The organism is Streptomyces sp. NPDC007025 (genome assembly GCF_042869455.1).
GTDB lineage: Bacteria > Actinomycetota > Actinomycetes > Streptomycetales > Streptomycetaceae > Streptomyces.
In genome coordinates this window covers 193,071-210,139 of record NZ_JBIAFT010000008.1, presented here as the reverse complement: position 1 = coordinate 210,139, position 17,069 = coordinate 193,071, and the positions used below count along the sequence as shown (strand labels likewise).

The 17,069-nt window shown below is 70.1% G+C and carries 18 protein-coding genes; 6 read left to right on the top strand and 12 right to left on the bottom strand.

All coding sequences use genetic code 11. From position 1 onward, the window contains the following. The first annotated feature begins 30 nt into the window (after positions 1-30). From ACFYMO_RS17675 to ACFYMO_RS17650, 6 genes are read left to right on the top strand one after another with little or no spacing between them, the layout of a single operon-like run. Positions 31-630 (top strand): DUF4913 domain-containing protein, encoded by a 600-nt coding sequence (locus ACFYMO_RS17675; RefSeq protein WP_164181842.1) that lies wholly within the window; start codon positions 31-33, stop codon positions 628-630. Continuing rightward, on the top strand, positions 627-1,406 hold the full coding sequence (locus tag ACFYMO_RS17670) for a glycosyl hydrolase (RefSeq protein ID WP_164181840.1): 780 nt from the start codon (positions 627-629) through the stop codon (positions 1,404-1,406). Before ACFYMO_RS17675 ends, ACFYMO_RS17670 begins: the two co-directional genes overlap by 4 nt. After that, positions 1,403-1,879 carry a hypothetical protein gene (locus ACFYMO_RS17665; protein WP_164181837.1) on the top strand — a complete coding sequence of 159 codons (477 nt, stop codon included), beginning with the start codon at positions 1,403-1,405 and terminating at the stop codon, positions 1,877-1,879. Before ACFYMO_RS17670 ends, ACFYMO_RS17665 begins: the two co-directional genes overlap by 4 nt. After that, positions 1,876-2,541: a hypothetical protein gene (locus ACFYMO_RS17660; RefSeq protein ID WP_164181835.1), complete on the top strand. Its 666-nt coding sequence runs from the start codon at positions 1,876-1,878 to the stop codon at positions 2,539-2,541. Before ACFYMO_RS17665 ends, ACFYMO_RS17660 begins: the two co-directional genes overlap by 4 nt. Next, positions 2,538-3,365, top strand: coding sequence for a large ATP-binding protein (locus ACFYMO_RS17655; protein ID WP_358721296.1), 828 nt, complete (start codon positions 2,538-2,540; stop codon positions 3,363-3,365). Before ACFYMO_RS17660 ends, ACFYMO_RS17655 begins: the two co-directional genes overlap by 4 nt. A 24-nt stretch (positions 3,366-3,389) precedes the next feature. Further along, a complete protein-coding gene (locus ACFYMO_RS17650; RefSeq protein WP_239105452.1) occupies positions 3,390-3,857 on the top strand; it encodes a helix-turn-helix domain-containing protein in 468 nt (155 codons plus the stop codon). 270 nt (positions 3,858-4,127) lie between these two features. Here ACFYMO_RS17650 and ACFYMO_RS17645 read toward each other — a convergent pair whose 3' ends face one another. The 12 genes from ACFYMO_RS17645 to ACFYMO_RS17590 all read right to left on the bottom strand — a co-directional run bounded on the left by ACFYMO_RS17645 (position 4,128) and on the right by ACFYMO_RS17590 (position 17,047). Continuing rightward, entirely contained in the window at positions 4,128-4,751 is a 624-nt protein-coding gene (locus ACFYMO_RS17645) for a GNAT family N-acetyltransferase (protein WP_164181831.1), read from the bottom strand. A gap of 54 nt (positions 4,752-4,805) precedes the next feature. Continuing rightward, positions 4,806-5,786, bottom strand: coding sequence for a sugar kinase (locus ACFYMO_RS17640; RefSeq protein WP_164181829.1), 981 nt, complete (start codon positions 5,784-5,786; stop codon positions 4,806-4,808). Beyond that, positions 5,783-6,460 carry a bifunctional 4-hydroxy-2-oxoglutarate aldolase/2-dehydro-3-deoxy-phosphogluconate aldolase gene (locus tag ACFYMO_RS17635; RefSeq protein ID WP_164181827.1) on the bottom strand — a complete coding sequence of 226 codons (678 nt, stop codon included), beginning with the start codon at positions 6,458-6,460 and terminating at the stop codon, positions 5,783-5,785. The genes ACFYMO_RS17640 and ACFYMO_RS17635 overlap by 4 nt, the downstream gene beginning before the upstream one ends. A gap of 263 nt (positions 6,461-6,723) precedes the next feature. Next, complete coding sequence (locus ACFYMO_RS17630; RefSeq protein WP_164181826.1) at positions 6,724-7,503, bottom strand: polysaccharide lyase family 7 protein; 780 nt, start codon at positions 7,501-7,503, stop codon at positions 6,724-6,726. A 59-nt stretch (positions 7,504-7,562) separates the two neighbouring features. Next, a complete protein-coding gene (locus ACFYMO_RS17625) occupies positions 7,563-8,639 on the bottom strand; it encodes a nitrous oxide reductase family maturation protein NosD (protein ID WP_164181824.1) in 1,077 nt (358 codons plus the stop codon). Beyond that, complete coding sequence (locus tag ACFYMO_RS17620; protein WP_164181822.1) at positions 8,636-9,223, bottom strand: hypothetical protein; 588 nt, start codon at positions 9,221-9,223, stop codon at positions 8,636-8,638. The genes ACFYMO_RS17625 and ACFYMO_RS17620 overlap by 4 nt, the downstream gene beginning before the upstream one ends. Positions 9,224-9,233: 10 nt before the next feature. Next, a complete protein-coding gene (locus tag ACFYMO_RS17615) occupies positions 9,234-11,276 on the bottom strand; it encodes a heparinase II/III family protein (protein ID WP_164181820.1) in 2,043 nt (680 codons plus the stop codon). Positions 11,277-11,282: 6 nt separating this feature from the next. Continuing rightward, complete coding sequence (locus ACFYMO_RS17610) at positions 11,283-13,037, bottom strand: heparinase II/III family protein (RefSeq protein WP_388547245.1); 1,755 nt, start codon at positions 13,035-13,037, stop codon at positions 11,283-11,285. Then, the gene (locus tag ACFYMO_RS17605; protein WP_164181816.1) at positions 13,025-13,792 is read right to left on the bottom strand and encodes an SDR family NAD(P)-dependent oxidoreductase; all 768 of its coding nucleotides are present in this window, start codon (positions 13,790-13,792) and stop codon (positions 13,025-13,027) included. The genes ACFYMO_RS17610 and ACFYMO_RS17605 overlap by 13 nt, the downstream gene beginning before the upstream one ends. 54 nt (positions 13,793-13,846) lie before the next feature. Then, the gene (locus ACFYMO_RS17600) at positions 13,847-14,773 is read right to left on the bottom strand and encodes a carbohydrate ABC transporter permease (RefSeq protein WP_239105450.1); all 927 of its coding nucleotides are present in this window, start codon (positions 14,771-14,773) and stop codon (positions 13,847-13,849) included. Continuing rightward, positions 14,763-15,578, bottom strand: a complete 816-nt coding sequence (locus tag ACFYMO_RS17595; RefSeq protein WP_239105449.1) for a carbohydrate ABC transporter permease — start codon at positions 15,576-15,578, stop codon at positions 14,763-14,765. The genes ACFYMO_RS17600 and ACFYMO_RS17595 overlap by 11 nt, the downstream gene beginning before the upstream one ends. A gap of 179 nt (positions 15,579-15,757) precedes the next feature. Continuing rightward, positions 15,758-17,047, bottom strand: a complete 1,290-nt coding sequence (locus ACFYMO_RS17590) for an ABC transporter substrate-binding protein (protein WP_164181813.1) — start codon at positions 17,045-17,047, stop codon at positions 15,758-15,760. Between the last annotated feature and the right edge of the window lie 22 nt (positions 17,048-17,069).

The following is a 17,069-nucleotide window of genomic DNA, read 5'->3' as shown; positions in this document are numbered from 1 at the left end:
GTCGCCGTCTCACAGATGGAGCACACCCTCATGGCCGACACCAGCCCGACCTCCCCCGGCCCCGAGCCGTACCGCGTCCCCGACGCAGACCTCGACGACCTCGCCAGCACCCTCGCCAAGACCATGGCCGAGGTCAGGCAGCACGGCATCATCCTCGACCGCCTCGGCTCCGAGCCCGACCCCGGCGCCATCCAGCCGCCGGACGGCGCTCCGGAAGCCGAGGCGGCTGACGGGAAGAAGCCCGACGGCCCCGCCTCGGTGTTCATCCTCGCCCTGGGCGGCAAGGAGTATGCCGTCGAACTCGCTGCTCTCAGCGACTGGGTGAACTACCTCTTCCTGCCGGTGTACGGCCGGGAGATCAGCACGAGCCGTCCCTGGTGCGCGCACTGGCACGAACACCCCGAGGCCGTCGCCCGGCTCCACGCACTCTGGCTCGCCTGGCAGCAGTTCACCGACACGGAGGCCGGCCTGTCCGGCCCCTCGACCTGGCACCGCGACCACCTGGACCAGACCCTGGCGCACCTGCGTGCGCCCGACGGTCCGTTCGCGGCCTGCACGACCAGCGCAACTCGCCCCAATCACCGGGTGCTGGCCACCCCGGCGCCCGAGCAGGCGGGGGTGGCGGCGTGAACGACCTTCTCGACTTCGGCCTCGACGATCTCTCGCCGGTCAACGACGACTCCGAGGAAGCGATGGAGGCTCTCTGGGCTGGCGACCTGACGGTGCTGTCCCAGCACCACACCACGCCCAACGGTTCGCACAGCTTCGTCCTCGCCCACGACCGATCGGTCACCTGGGGGATACCCGGCGAGCCACAGCTCGTTGCGATCGCGGTCGCTCGGGATCTGCGGCAGTCCACGTTCACGTTCGAGACGAGTCACCACGCCACGGCGTCCTTCGCGCAGAACTGGCTGGCAGAACGTGGCTGCCCGCTCGAACGGATCGCACTGCACGGTGGCGACTACATCGAGCCCGCCGACGACCTCACCCTCCAGGTGGAGCAGCAGATCCAGAAGTCGGGCAGCCGCTACGAGGTCCTCGACACCTACACCTCTGACGACAACCCCAGCGAGGCGTGGACACTCGTCAACGACTCCCAGGCCACCCAGGCACCGGTTCGCCTCTTCTACGAGGAGTGGAACCACGGTGCCGGCACGTACACGATGCGCGAAGGGGCCTTCCCCGACGTCGGCGTCGCCCAGACCTGGCTGGACGAGCGCAGTGAACCGCTGCCCGAGCCTCCGGAGTACAGCGACCACAACGGTGCTGTCGTCCGGGCTCGCATCGCTCGCATCGCCCTTTCCCGGTCCGCCGGAACCTCTCCGACGCCGCAGACCGGGCTCGACGCGCCCCGCGCGTCAGCGGCGGTACCGGTCCAGCGCGCGGTCCAGGGGAGGCCGCTGTGAGCCGCGCCCGCTTCGCCTTCGCCGCGCACCCTGACGCCATCGCCGACCTGCGGGAACTCCCCTCTGAGATGCGCGATTTGGCCTTGCTGGAGCTGCAGAACCTGGTCCACGGAAGCGACGACTGCTTGCCGTTGAAGGGCCGTCTCGCCGGCTTCCACAAGGTGTACGTCGACCCGGCGGTCTCTTACCGGCTGGTCATCCAGTTCCGCCAAGCGCCACCGACCTCGACCCACAAGCGCGAGATCTACCTCGTGGCGGCTGGCAGCCGGAAGGACTACGCGGTCTACCGCGCGGCCCACCTGCGGACCGAGCCTCAGCAAGGGCTCGGCCCGGACTCCGCCACGGAGGCCCGCGTGCAGGCCGCCCGGTCTCGCTCGACGCTCACCACCGAACGGCCGGCAACGGGCCGCGCGGCTGCCCCGTCACCAGCGCCACCCTCGGCCACTGCTTCTCGAAAGGTCGCCCAGCGATGACCAACGACCGTACTGCGCTGACCCGTTCAGAGCTGGCGGATCTCCTCACCGAGGCCGCTCAGAACGTCGGCGGCATCCCTGCCGCCGAGTACCCGACGGCCGCCGCCCGCTCCTACCTGCATCCCGTCTTGGGTCCGCTGGCCGCTGGGCCCCGCGTGATCACCGAGCTGAACGACCGGTTCGAGGGCTTCGTGGCCACCGAGCCACTCCCTGCTGGTTCGGCGGGCCTGTTCGCCCTGGCCTCCTACGCCTCCGCGCTGGGGTGGCTCACCGAGTCGTTCGCCGAGCTGACCTCCTCGGTCGACGAGATCTGCACCCGCGTGGGCATCCCCGCGGAGCCCTGCGCAACGATCGGCGCCCCGACCGGCCGAACCGATCAGGACGACGAGTTCGACTTCGCCTTCAGCGCAGTTGAGTTGGAGGCGGTTCGCAACGCAGCCGAGGCCGCCGGTCTCGCGCCGGATGACTACGTCGAGGTTCTCTCCCAGTCGCTGCTCGCCGCCGCCCGGATCACCGACGCCTGCATGGAGATCTCCAGCGGCCTGCTCGATGACGCCGATCTGCTCCGCGAAGCGAGCGACCGCCCCCGGCTCGGTGACGATCCCGGGAGCCTGCCCGCTCTGGTCCGCTCCCTGCTCGCCCGGATGGAGGCGACGGTGTGAACCCGTACGACGCAGACACACACCCTGGCCCCTATCTCGTCGTCGAAGTGCTCGGTGTCGGGGACGTCAGCGTGCCCGCCCTCGCACATGGTCCGGAGGAGCCGCTGCACCAGGCCGCTACACGCGTCATCGAAGCCGCAGCGGCGCTGGACGAGCGACACGAGAGCGTACTCAACGCGGTCCAGCGCGCTCAGCGGCTGCTCGAAGGCACTGGTCGGGGTGAAGTCGGCCGAGCCCAGGTCTCGTACGCGCTGCTGCACACAGCTCTCCCGGACCTCGGAGACGGCCTGGCCCAGCAGGACCGGGCATACAGCCAGCTCGTCGAGTCCCTGTCCGCCTACCGCCGGCTTCTTTCCTCGCCCGAGCCTGCTCAACACGCGAGCAACAAGAGCCACGGGCAGGGCCAGAAGACGAGGCCTCACCGGGACGACGACTGGGCCGTCGCCGGGGAGCGCGGGCTGGTCGCCCTCGAAGCGGTTGCGGCCGGAGGTGTTCGCTTTCGCCACAACGCGATGGGCGAGGACCCGTACATCTCGCGGGAGAAGGCCCAGTGGCAGGACCCGGCGGTCTTCCCGCAGACCGTGCAGCGGCTGGTCGCCGACGGGCTACTGCATCAGGACATCACCGAGAACGTGTACCGGCCCGGCCAGCTCCTCTCGCTCACTGCGCAGGGGGAAGCCGCCCTGCGTGATGGTCGCGCGACGACCTCCCGTGTGTCCGCCGCCCTCGGCCGCACCACCACGCGGACCACGTCAGGCGCGCTCTCCGCCCCGGCCGCCGTGCCCGTCGCAAGGACCTCCCTCGCGACCCCCCGCTCACGCTGACCTCATCCCGATAAGGACCCCACCATGGCTACCCCCGGCCTGCCTCCCACCTTCTCCATCGCTTCCATCGACGCCCAGCGCGTCGAGGAGGCTCTCGCCCGGATCGGGCCCAAATGGACCACCTGGACCGCGATGACCCTGGCCCAGGTGAAGGGCCCCGTGCGCGTTCGCGACGTTGCTGCGCAGCTCCCCTTCGTCAGTGAGCAGTTCGTCGGCAAACGGCTGGCCACGATGCACGCTGACGGACTGGTGATCCGCGATGATGACCGGCGGGGTGCGCCGTACCGGCTCAGCGCGCTCGGCACGTCTCTGGCCCCCGTCCTCCGCACGGTCTCGGACTGGTCCCGCACCCACCTGACACAAGAACCGATAGCCGAAGCCGAGCGTGTCGAAGACGCGCTGCGCCGCCTGCATCTTCGGCACTCAACTGCCGTTATTCAGGCCCTCGATTCGGCTGACGGCCAGATGCGGTTCGTCATCGGAAAGTGTTGACCTGAGCGCATCTCGAAAATTGCCAGGTCAGATACCCCTGCTTCGGTCGCTGTGCGACGTGCGGACGCCCAGAGCGTCACGGCAACCAATCCGTCCGTCCTCTTCAGGTGGAGAGCTGGCCTGCCCAGCGCGCGCGTACGAGCCCGCTCCCGCTGGGTCCGCACGCTGCGGGCCCTCATGACCCTCACCGCTTCTTCCGCCGCCTGGTTTTGTAACCGGCGCGGTGGATCTGCCGCCGCACATGGCCGAGCCCGCCGTACCGCAGGCCTGCTACTTGTCGTCGAGGTCCGCGGCGCGGCGTGCGCCTCGTCCGGCACCGGGCCGAGGAGCCGGCGGTCCCTCCACACTTGCGTCAACACAGCTCCCGGCTCCGGCACGCCATTCCTCTTCGAGGATGCTGAACACCAGGCTGTCCCGCCAGCCGTCCCGGATCCACGCCGTGTGCCGATGGTGCCCCTCGTACGTCATGCCGAGCTTCTCCAGAACGCGGGAAGATCCCCGATTGCGGGGGTCGCACGTGGCGTGGATCCGGTGGAGTCCCCACCGGTCGAAGCCCAGCGAGATCAGCGAGCGCCCGATCTCTGTGCCGATGCCCTGCCCCCACACCCTCGGATGCACGACGTAGGAGACCTCACCCTGGCGCTGCGTGTGACTGCGGACGTGCAGCACGCCCATACCGACAACGGCGTTCCCGAGGCGCGCCACGTGGGCCAGTCTCCGCAGCGGTTCGTGTGTCCAGGCTTCGGCCGCCGCCCTCACGAAATCGCGGGTCTGCTCCTCGGTGTTCGGCCCCCAGGGCTGGAACCGGCAGGCGTCGGGCCGGCCGGCCCACGAGTGGACCGCCTGCCAGTCGGTGAACACGATCCTGTGCAGAGTCACCGGTACTCGGCTCATGGGCTGATCGTCTCAGCGGGAGCCGCGCTGGTGGTCGGTTTCACGGGCATCCGCTCATCGCAGGACGTCCCCGGTGGTCAGGAAGCTCGCCAGTTCACCGCGTGTCGGGAGCAGTTCGCAGTCACCGGGGACGGACACGGCGTAGGCGCCCACGGCGCAGGCTGTCCGGAGCCGTTGGACTGGGCCGGCTCCGCTCAGGCGTTCTGCCAGGTATCCGGCGACGAAGGCGTCGCCGGCCCCGACGGTGTCGACGACGGGAACGGACAGCGCCGGTTCCTCGTGGATCGCGCCGTCGATGTGGGCCGTGCAGCCCCTGGCGCCGGTCTTCACGACCACCTCCCGCGGCCCGGACGCCGCCAGGTCCACGGCCAGACGCTCCGGAACCTCCGTCTTGGAATCGAGCACGAGTTGGGCTTCCTCGAGCCCGGCGAAGACGATGTCCGCCTGCGCGACGAGCCGTCGCAGCTCGCGTCCGGCGGTGTCCGGGTCCCAGAGCTTGCTGCGGTGGTTCACGTCGATGCTGACGAGTACGCCGTTCGCTTTCGCCACGGCGACCGCGTCCCGGGCGGCCTGGCGGGCGGAGGCGCTGAGGGCGGGGGTGATGCCGGTGAGATGCAGGATCGCGGCCCGCCGGACCGCGTCGACGGGGATGTCGCGGGAGGTGAGGCGGGAGCCGGCCGATCCGGCCCGGTGGTAGTCGACATGGACAACGGTGGCGGCACGGTGGTGGCGGACCATGAGGCCCGTGAAGGAGTCGTCCCGGAGCGCCATGGTGTGAATGCCTTCCGCCCTCAGGCGGCGTCCGACGAGATCTCCGGCCGCGTCGCGCCCCACCCGGCCGATCCAGGTGACCGGGGCCCCGAGGCGCGCGGCGCCGATGGCCACGTTGCTCTCGGCACCGCCGATACCGAAGGTGACATCGCGTGCGTATTCCAGGGTGCCGATCGTGGTCGCGGTGATCAGGCCCATCGTCTCGCCGAAGGTGAGCAGACCGCCGTCGGTTCGCGGTGCGGGCGTGGCTGGGGAGCCTGTCACCGGGCGGCCCTGCCTTCCCGGACGGCCGCGAGGGCCTGACGGCAGCGGCCAGCGAGGCGGTCGTCGACGCCCTCCGTCGCCGCCGTCCCGATCAGCGGCGTGCCCAGGCCCACGGCGGCGACCCCGGCCGCGATCCATGCCGGGATGTCGGCCAGGGAGATACCCCCGGTGGGGATGAGGGGGATGCCGGGAAGCGGGCCGAGCAGGTCCGAGACGTACCGGGGCGAGACCGCCGAGGCGGGAAAGAGTTTCACGGCGGGTGCGCCGGTACGAGCGGCGGCATGGATCTCGGTGGGGGTGAGCGCGCCGGGGTAGGCGGCCACGCCTGCGGCGCGGGCCGTTCGGACGACGTCGGGCGCCGCGACGGGCGAGACGAGGAAGCGGGCACCGGCATCGACGCAGGTCTGCGCCTGGCCGGCGGTCAGGACCGTGCCCGCTCCGATGACCGCCTCCCGGCCGTAGGCGGCCGTGAGTTGACGGATGCACCGCAGGGCTCCGTGAGTGGTGAGGGTGATCTCGATCGCGTGGACCCCTGCGTTGAACAGCGTGTCGGCGATCGCGGGGAAGTGCTCGGCGGTGGGGGCGCGCAGAATCGCGATCAGACCTCGGGAGGTGATCTCCGTGGTGATCGGGCATTCCGGCTGCGCGGGCGCCGGGGCGTCGGCACTGGTCATTCCGCTTGATGTCCTGTTCTGGGGTGGATGCCTGGTTTCCGGGACCGGCCCGTGTGCGGGCGATCGCGGGCTGTGTGCACCGGGAGAGGTGCGAATCGGCAGGGGGCCGCGCTCCGCCGGCGACGGGAGCGCGCGCCCGGAAGCACCTGCTCCTCGGAGGGCGGTCGGCGGCCGACGGGCGGAGCAGGATGCGGGTTCCGCTCGTTGTACTGTGCCGGGAGGTGCCGGGCCTCCTAGTCCGAGGCCCGGCACCGTCTCGCCGCTCAGGCGTGGGTGACCTGGAGCTTGTAGATGGTCACCTGACCGTAGTTGGAGCTGCTGCACGGGGAGGAGTTGCCGCAGTTGGCCTGGGTGTAGCCGCCGGCCTTGAAGTAGTTCCCGGACGCGGTGTGCGCGATGGTCGTCTGGAGGACGCCGTTGTAGTACACCTTGATCTGGCCACCGCTGACGACGAACTTGCCCTCGAAGACCGTGTTCAGCTGGTAGTTGCTGGTCACCAGCTTGTGGTGGGTGTTGTCGCCCTTGGTGATGTAGAGGCTGGTGCCTTCCAGACGGAAGACGGTGACGTCGTCGTCGCCGTCGTGGATCTGCGCGCCGACGACGTGCGGCTTGTCGTTGGGCAGCTTGTTGAACGCCTCCCGGAAGGTCATGGTGTGGGTGCCGGACGTCGCCGACCACGAGGCGTTCTTGGTTCCGTTGTCGGTCATCTCGCGCAGCTCGGCGCGTCCGTAGCTGGAGTTGGGTGTCGTGACGGCGTTGACCGCCGACCGAAACTGGACGCCGGTGCACTTGGAGTTCACCGTGAACCAGGGGCTGGACGAGAAGGTCGCGAGAGCGGGCTGCTTGACCTCGGTGGGCGAGCCGCTGGAGCCGGTCGGCAGGGTGACCTTCCAGTTGGTCAGGTTGAGCTGCTGGGCGGGGTAGTCGCACGGGGCGGCCGCGGTGGCGGTGCCCCCCGTGACGAGCGGGAGGGTCAGGGCGGCCAGGGCGGAGAGTGCGGCCACTCCGGTGGTGGCGAGAGTGCGCTTGCGGGTGCGGCTCATGTCTGTTGCTTCCTCACTGTCGTTGTGACTCTCGGTTGTATCGGTGCCTTCTTCTGCGGTCAGCAGGGACGCGACGGCTCGTACTCGTTCCCGTACGTGCCCGTCGCGTCGCCGCCGGTGTTGCCGGCCAGGGTGTTACCGCACACCCGGCCCTGCGGGGTGGCCTCGAACTTGATGCCCCCCGCAGCGTTGGAGAGGAGGACGTTGCCCTCGATGGTGTTGCCGGTGCCGTCGCTGGGGGTGTCGCCGCCGACCCGGACCCCGGCACCGACGTTGCCGTACGAGCGGTTGGCCCGGAATGTGTTGCCGCTGCCGCGCGCGTCCAGGCCTGCGGAGTTGGGGTCGAGCTGGCCCGTACAGTCGTTGTGCTCGACGAGGTTCGCGGTGGAGTTCTCCTTGATGTCCACGCACTCGTTGCCCTGGGTGTCGATCCTGTTGTGGTGGATCCAGTTGTCCCGGCTGACGTCAGGCCGGTCGTCCGGGGCGCCGTTGAGCCCCTGCTGCTCGGGGGCCGTGCCCAGGTAGACGCCCTCACCGACCTTGCCGCCGTCGGCGAATCGGAAGTCCCACACCCCGCATCCGGTGATCCGGTTGTGGGCGACCTCGGCGCCGGTGATGAGGTAGCGCAGCCGTACGCACTCCTCACCGGCGTTGCGGAAGGTCATCCGGGAGATACGCAGCCCGTCGACACCGTCTCCCGGTGTCAGGCTCATGACATACAGGAGCTTCTTGCGGTAGCCGGACTTCTCGTCGGCGTCACCGACCAGGCCGTCGATGGTGAACCCCGTCAGCCGGACGCGGTCGTGCTGGATCTCCCCGATGGCACGGCCCTGACCGGATCCCTGGACCACGGCGGACGGGGGCCCGGTGAGGGTGACCCCGGGGCTCCGGCTGACGAAGTTCTGCAGGTAGCGTCCCGGTGCCAGGTGCACGGTCGATCCGGGTCCGGCCACGTCCAGGGCCCGCTGGATGCCGGCGAAGGGAGCCCGGCGGGTGCCGAGGTTGGTGTCGCTGCCGCCCGGTGACACGTAGATGTCGTGTCCGCCCCGGGGTGCGGCGGCGGACGCCGCGGGCACGGAAGTTCCGGTCACCGCTAACAGGGCGGCCGCAGAAGCGAAGTACCGGATGAGTCTCATGCTGGTTTCCTCGGGTTCAGAGGTGCGTACAGGGACAGAGCCAGAAGAAGGGGAACGGTGGGCCCGAGCAGCAGGGGGCCGAGAGGAACGGGCAGCATCGCCGGCGGCACAAGCAGCAGGGCGAGCAGCAGAACCAGGCCGCGTCGCGGCGAGGCGAAGGCGAGGACGGCCGCGCGGCGGTGGAGCCCGTCCTCAGTACCGACCGCGAGCGAAGCGGCGAGTGAGAGCGTGTAGACCGCCAGGGCGGCCATCAGGGCGAACTGGACGGGAAGCAGGACCCATGCCGTCGCACTTGCGCGGCCCAGCAGGAAGAGGCAGTTCATCGCGAGGACGGCGATCAGGGCGCTGGCTGCGAGGGCGTCCTTCCACAGGGCGCGCCAGCAGCGCGGGAAGGCACGCAGGGTCCCGGTGAACGGCCTGCCACCGCCGTCCTTGCGCCAGTCCTGCAACGCGACGGCCGCGGCGGCCAGGGCCGGAAGCCAGGTGACGACGCCGAGTGCCAGCAGGCAGAACGCCGCTCCCGCGAGTGCCGGCTGTGCGACGAACTCCATGGCGCGCAGTGCACCTCGCTCCCAGCCCTTCATGGTCTGCTCCCTACGCGCCGGTGGTCTCGGTGGGCAGTACGCCGGTGAACGGCTCGTCGGACCGGAGCCCCACGGCGCCGTCGATGTCGACGCGGCTCGCCCGTACGGCGGCGACCCGCGTGCCGGAGAGGATGACCGCGGCAGCGTCGGCGCTGACGCGTTCCGTCTCAATGACCCCCGCCCGGGGAGCGAGGAGGACCAGTTCCGTCTCGCCCCCCTGGCCGACGGACACCGCGTGCCCCTGGTCCGAGGCCAGGAGCACGGCCGGGTCCGGCCGCGGGCCCAGCGAACCCGTGCTGTCGAGGACGGTCAGGAAGGTGGCCGTGCGGGTCCTGGGTGTGGTGAGGCGCAGGGTGTGCATGGTCTTGCTGACCTTGAGGCTGGGGGTGCTGGAGGTCGGGTTCGCCTCCACCTCGGTGCGGTCACGCATGGCCGTCGCGTCCGTGGGCAGCAGCCGGGTGAGCCGTGCGCTCGCCGGCCCGGACTCCAGTCGCCAGCCGTCGGGGTCCAGTTGTGTCGTGGGCCAGTCGGAGTGCAGCAGATACGTCCACTCGCGCGGCCCCTCGGCCTCGAGCTCGTCGAGGACGACCACGCGCCCCAGAGGCGTCACCACCAGCGTGCGGTCGACGCGCCGTACGCCGAGCCCTTCGGGGAACATCGCCGCGGACTCCGCCGTGGCGTGGGCGAATCCGTCCTGGGCGAGCACGTCGCGTACCCGCGCCCGGCGCTCCTCGGGTATCCCCTCGTACACGTGGTAGCGGCCCTCGTCCGCCCAGCCCTGTCCGTCGACCAGGACCAGGTTGTGGTGGGCGGCGCGCTTGTGGTTGCTGTAGCCCTCGTCCACGGCGAGGAAGGCTCCGTGTGAGTGGAGGACGAAGGCGCCGGCGTCGGGGTGGTGGTGGCCCGCGCTCATGGCGTCCCAGTCGCCGACGGCCTTCAGCCGGTGCCCCTCGTCCCAGGCACGGTGGCCGCCGCCGGGCGCGGCTTTGAAGCTGACGCAGGTGGCGGCGCTGTCCCAGCCGGTGCGTGCGGTGATCTGCCCCAGGTCCGGGAAGTACGCCGTGCCTGGCTCATGGTCCGGTGCCACGGGTGTCACCCGCGGGTCGTACCAGAGCAGTTCGAGGAAGGCTTCGGGCATGACACCGGGACGTACACCCGACTCGTACGCCTCGCGCCAGAAGTGGCGCTCCGCGACGAGGTTCCCCAGCCACTGCGCCGTGCCGTCCTGGTAGGCGGAGGCCAGACGGTAGTAGAGGGCGACGCTGTGGCCGCTGCGCCGGTCGTGGCAGTCGCCGTGGTCGATGTTCTCCTCGAAACCCGGCGCGCTCTGGTGCAGGCGCCAGCGCGTGGTGTTGCGCAGGAACCCGCCGATCGACCACAGATCGGCCCGCTCCTGGCGCTGGATGAGGTCGGTGTGGATGGCGAGCCACGGCACTCCGTACCGCCAGTAGACAACGCCCTCCGCGTCCGAACCGTCCTCGGGAAGCATCCTGAGGACGGTCTCCAGGTTGGCCCGGGCGGCCTTGCTCCACTCGGAGCGGCCCAGGGCGTAGCCCGCGGTGGCGATGCCGGTCCAGCAGATCCAGTTGTGGTTCTGCCAGTACGCGCTCGACCACCAGCGGCCGGAGGTCTCCTCCGCGAAGGAGTGCAGCCGCTCGCCCTGAAGTTCCAGCTTGGCGCGCAGGATCTCACGCCGCTCCGGCTCCAGGTCCTCTCCCAGCCAGGAGTACGCGAGGGAGAGGCCGTGCAGCAGCCAGCCCGCGTCCAGGTCGTGGTCGGGCATGTGGGCGCGCCCCCAGTGGGGGAAGGCCACGCAGGTGGAGATCCAGCGCCACGCCTCTTCCAGGTACCCGCGCTGGCCCGTGAGCCGGTAGGCGAGCGCCAGGTTCGCGGCGGCGGGGCCGAAGTAGGTGATGCTCGCCTCGGGGTGCTCCGTGGGCGGGTTCTGGCGGCGGTACCAGTCGCACTGCTCGTGCAGCCTTCGCCACTGCGCGGCGTGCGTGCCGTTCAGCTCGCCGCGCAGTGAGTCGAGTCGTCCCTCGAGAAGCAGCATGCGTTCTCACGCTCCGATGGGATGGGTGGCGACGGTTCCGTCGGCCAGATCGATGTGGACGGTCCGTTCGGACAGGCTCACCCGGCGGACGGGTGGCGCCGTCTCGGCGCGCTGGTAGACGGACACGAAGACGGCGCGTCGGCCGGTGAGGGACCAGTCGACGCCCTGCCGGGTCAGCGCCGGATCGTCGGCGGGCCCGGGGTGGGCGACGACGGTGAACTCCGCGTGCGGACGCGAGGCGTGGCAGCCCGTCAGGACGGCGGACTCGCCGTCGCCCCAGACCGTGCGTGCCCGGTCGGGGCCCTGGGCCACGACGTCGAGATCGGTGCCCGGACGCAGCTGGGCGGTGAGCCGGCGCTCGGTGGCGGCCTCGAGGACGAGGATGTCGAGCAGGTAGCGCCGGTCGGTGACGACGCGCCGTGTCGCCGTGACGCCGTCGTACGCCTGCTCGCACCGTCCGGTGTCGCCGTCGAGGACGGCTTCGCAGGGGCGCTGTTCCGTCTCGTCGACCCGGAAGGCGGGGTGGGCCGCCGTACTCGCGTAGTACGCGCGCAGGTTCCGGTGGGCGTACGGGACCTGTCCGGGGTCCGGTTGCCAGGCGGTGCCGTCGTCCCCGTACAGATAGAGCGCCAGCTTGTCCTGGTGCCCGTGTCCGCCGCCGTGCGGTCCGGCGTCCAGCAGGGCGTGGACGCCCGCGGAGCGGAAGACCGCGAACCCGGCGTCGGGGAAGGTGTGCCGCGGCGGCGGCGCGGGGAGCGGGACGCCGGTGAACCACCCGTCGAGGTCCGCGGGGAGTGCAGCGGTCGAGTCGCGTTCAGCTGCCCGGTCGACGGCTTTCAGCGGGGCGTCCGCGAACAGTTGGGCGGCGAGCGCCGCCACCTCCCTGATCTCGGCCGCCTGTGCCTCGCGCCGGTAGGGGCCGTCGTGCAGGGCCGGCAGGGTGCCGTCCGGAGCGGCGATGCCGCCGAGCGCCGAGACCATCGCGCCCAGTACGTTCGCGATGTCGGCGGGCAGCTGCTCCGGGCGGGCGCCACGCAGCGCGAGCAGATAGGCGTGCAGGACGAACAGGTGGTAGTAGGTGCTTGCCTCCCACTCCCAGCCGTCCCGGTGGACCGCTGTCCGCATGTGGGCGGCGAGACCGTACTCCTGGGCGAGACCGATCGCGTCGGGCTCCGCCCCGGTGATCAGATCGGCCGCGCAGCGGCAGGTGATCTCCGCGGCTGCCAGCCAGGCGGTGTAGTTCGAACGGGCCTCTCCCTTCCGCAGGAGCTCGGCCCGCGCTGCTCCCGCCGCTTCCCGGAGCGATTCGAGGAAGGGGACGAATTCGTCCAGTCCGGGGCCGTCGGGGTCCTCCGCCAGCGTGCGTACCGCGTGGGCGATGTTGACGGCCCAGATGGCCTCGGTCAGCGCCTGGTGGAAGAGGCGTCCGCGCAGCATCCAGTCGTCGCCGCCCGTGTGCGTGCCGGGCAGACCGGCGTAGAGCTCCGCGTACTCGCACAGCACCGCCACGGCCTCTCGACGTTCGTCGGGCGGGCCGGATGCCAAGTGCCGCAGGCACCGGGCGGCCTCCTGATGCGCCAGTACGGTCCACGCACCCCGTATGGCGTCCGTACCCAGACGGCAGCCGTACCGGCAGGCGGCCCCGCCGCCGGGGAAGGCACCACCGAGCAGGTCGCCGTGGTCGAGCTCCACGCCGTGGGCCGGGCAGACGTAGGCGTGCCACCACCCACCGGGCTCCGACGGGACAGTCAGCGCGGCCATGCGCCGCCGCCGATGTCGAAGGTGGCGCCGGTCACATATCCGGCCTCGTCCGAGGCCAGGTAGACGGCCGTGCCCGCGACGTCCTCCACGGCGCCCGCGCGGCCGATGGGCAGCTTCTCCACAATGCCGCGGCGGGCCTCGGGTGCGGTGAACGTGCCGTGGAAGGCGGTGTCGCCGATGTAGCCGGGAGCTAGGCAGTTGACCGTCACCCCGGAGCCGCCTACCTCCTTGGCCAGCCCCTTGGCGAAGCCGACCACTCCGGCCTTGGCCGCCGCGTAGGCGGTCGCGCCGGGACCGCCGCCGTCGTGGGCCGCCTGCGAGGCCATCAGGATGATCCGTCCCGCGCGCCCGGCATCCCGCACGTGCGGCAGCGCGGCCCGGCAGGTACGGAACGCGGAGACGAGATTGACGTCGATCACGCTGCGGAAGTGTTCCTCGGTCATGTCGGAGACGGGGACCCGTCCGACGAGATGCCCGGCGTTGGCGACGACGATGTCGAGGCCGCCGAGGAAGGCGACGCTCTCGTCGACCAGGCGTTCGACAGCCGTCGCGTCCGTGACGTCCGCGGCGACGGCGGTGGACTTCCGTCCGAGCGCGCTGATGTCGGCCACGACGCGCTGGGCGGCATCGGCTGAGTGACCGTGGTGAACGATCACGTCGGCGCCCGCCCGGGCCAGGCCGAGCGCGACGGCCGCGCCGATGCCGTGCCCGGCGCCGGTGACGAGCGCACGGCGCCCCGTGAGGTCAAAAGGCATGAGGAGTTCTCCGGTTGGTCTGTCGGATCTGATGTGTCGCGTTGAGCAAGGGGCCTATTTGATGCCGGAGTTGGCGAAGCCCTGTACGAAGTACCGCTGGGCGAGCAGGAACAGCGCCACCATCGGGACCGTGGCGAGCGTCGTGCCGGCCATCATGTAGGCCCAGGCGTTCTGGTCGGCCTGCTGGAAGGCGGAGAGTCCCACCTGGATGACGCGCAGGTCGGTGTCGGTCGTGATGATCAGGGGCCACAGGAAGTTGTTCCAGCTGCTCTCGAAGGTGAGCAGGCCGACGGTGGCGATGGCTGGCTTGACCAGGGGTGTCATCACTCGCGCGTAGATGCCGAACTCCCCCATGCCGTCGATGCGGGCGGCCTCCTCCAGCTCGCGTGGCAAGGAGAGGTAGAACTGCCGGAAGAGGAAGATGGCGAAAGGCGTGAGCGCGCCGGGAATGATGAGACCCCACCAAGAGTCGAGCCAACCGTGGCCGCCTCGGCCCAGATAGTCGTTGCCGCCGAAGAACGGGATGCCCTTGGCGATCAGGTACTGGGGCACGATCTTGGTGTAGGTCGGAATCATCATGGTGGCCAGGACGCCCATGAAGACCACGGTGCTGCCCCGGAACGGGATGCGGGCCAGGGCGTATCCGGCCATGGACGCCAGAGCCAGATTGAGCGCGGTGTGCCCGAGCGAGATGAACAGGCTGTTGCGGAAGTAGGTACCGAAGGGGGCGTACTCCAGGGCCTCCGGGTAGTTGTCCCAGTCCCAGATCCGGGGCAGCAGCCCAGGGGGGTAGGAGGCCAGGTCGGGATCGGTCTTGAGCGATGTGATGATCATCCACAGAAAGGGGATGGCCATCGCCAACGACACCGTGCCGAGCACCAGGTGCAGCGCCACGCGTCGCAGTCGCCGGGCGAGCAGGGGTCTGCTCGTACGCGGCGGCACCGCGGTTGCGGCGCCGGCGGAGAGCTTCTCAGCGGACATCGTCTTCCTTCCCGGTGAGACGTCGGCTGATCAGCATGAGCACCAGCAGGAAGGCGAACAGCACCACGCTCTGAGCGCAGGCCGCACCCATGTTGAACTCCTTGAACGCCGTGCGGTAGATCTCGTACGTCATGACCGTGGTCGAGTTGCCGGGCCCTCCGTCGGGCGTCAGCACGTACAGCTGGTCGAACGCCTGGAAGGAGTCGATGATCGACACCACCAGGACGAAGAACGTCGCCGGTTTCAGCAGCGGCAGGGTGATGGAGAAGAACTGCCGCACCTGTGAGGCGCCGTCGATCCTCGCCGCCTCGTACACGTCGTCCGGCATGGCCTGCAGGGCGGCCAGGTAGATGAGCATCTTGATGCCGATGCCCTTCCAGATGCTCACCACGATCACGGCGGTCAGCGCCCAGTCCGGGTCGGCCAGCCACACCGGCCCGTCGATGCCGACCCAGCCGAGCATCGTGTTCACGACACCGAGCCGGGGTTCGAACATCCACATCCACACCAGGGCGATCGCCACGGTCGCGGTGACGTGCGGCATGAAGACCGCCGTCCGGTACCAGGCCGCCCCCCGCATCTTCACGTTGAGCAGGAGTGCCAGGACGACCGCGATCGCCATGGCCACCGGCACGGTGAAGAAGGTGAAGACGACCGTGTGCCAGATGGACGCGTTCCAGGTCGGGTCGCTGAAGATCTCCTGGAAGTTGTCCAGACCGTTGAAGGTGACTGTGCCCGCGAGGATGTCGTAGTCGGTGAACGCCAGGGCGAAGGTCGCTACTACCGGGATGCCGATCCACCACACGAGATGGATGGCCGAGGGCGCCAGCAGAAGGAGGGCTACCCGGCGTCGTTCACGCCCGAACTTCCCCTCGCGCCGGGGCCTTTCACCGCGCTGCGTCGCCCCCGGCACTCTGGTGGATCGATGCACCGGGGCCGGGCGTCGACTTGCCGTCTCTACGACCGGATGGCTGGGCACCAGGGTCACGCCCCCTTGGCGATGATGGCCTCGGCCTTCTCGGCCAGTCCCCGCAGGGCGTCGGCCGGGCTGGACTTGCCGAGCAGGGCGCTCTCCAGAGCCGGCTTGAACTCCTCACGGATCTCCAGCCAGGTCGGCACCCCGCCCTCGGAGAAGGCGTGGTCCAGGTTGTCCACCGCGAACGAGACGAGCTTGTTGCTCCGCACGTAGTCGGAGTCCGCCGCACTGAGGACCGCGGGGATGTTGCCGCGCTGCTCGGCCGCCTGCGGCGACACCTTCTCCCCCGACAGGAACTCCACCAGGGCCTTGGCCTGCTCGGGATACCGCGTCTTCGCCGACAGAGTGGCCAGCGTGCCACCCTGGAACAGCGCCGGACGCTGCTGCTTCAGCATGAACCCGGCGATCTTGTCCTCGGCGATCAGCTCCGGCGCACTCTCGGAGACCTGCCGCCACATGTCGTTGTGGCCGACCATCATGGCCGCCCGGCCCTGGACGAGGGGCGCGACGACCGCTCCCTTCTGGGTGAAGCCGTAGTCCTCGATCTTCTCCGTGCGGATGATGTCGACCATCCACTGGAGGGCGTCCACGGCCTCGTCCGAGTCGAAGACGGGCTTGCCATCGGCGAACAGGTCGGCGCCGTGCGCCCACATGACGGGAAGGTAGGTCTGGCGCAGGTCGTTGCTGAGGATGTCCACGCCGGCCCGTGTCAGCTTGCCGCCCTTACGGACGGTCAGCTCCTTGCCCATCTCCTTCAGCTCGGTCAGATCTTTCGGCGGCGCGTCGATCCCCGCCTCGGCCAGGATGTCCTTGCGGTAGATGCCCATCCGGGTGTCGAGCAGGATGGGGCGGGCGTACGTCTTGCCCTCGTAGATCCCGGGCTGCACCACACGCGGGTTGTACAGGCGGTCCAGCTCGGACTGACGCGCCCCGAGATCGGCGAGCACACCCTTCTCGACGAAGGGCGGGATCCAGCCGACACCCATCAGCATGACGTCGTAGGGCTGTCCCCCCACGATCGACGTGGCGAGCTTCTCGTTGAGCTTTCCGTACTCCGTGTAGTCCACCTGGACCCTGACACCCGGGTGGTCCTTCTTGAAGTCCGCGAGCAGCGAGGTGAGCAACTTCTGCCCGTCCGCCCGGTCGAAGATCGGGGTGAGCAGCCGCAGAGAGGCGTCACCGCCTCCCTTCTCCTGAGGTGCGGGACCGCCGCACGCGGACAGCGCGGCGCCTGCCGCGGCCGCGGCACCCAGTCCGAGGAGTCTTCTTCTGGAGAGGGGCGACGTACGTGGGCGCATAGGAGACTCCCGGCTGAAAGGT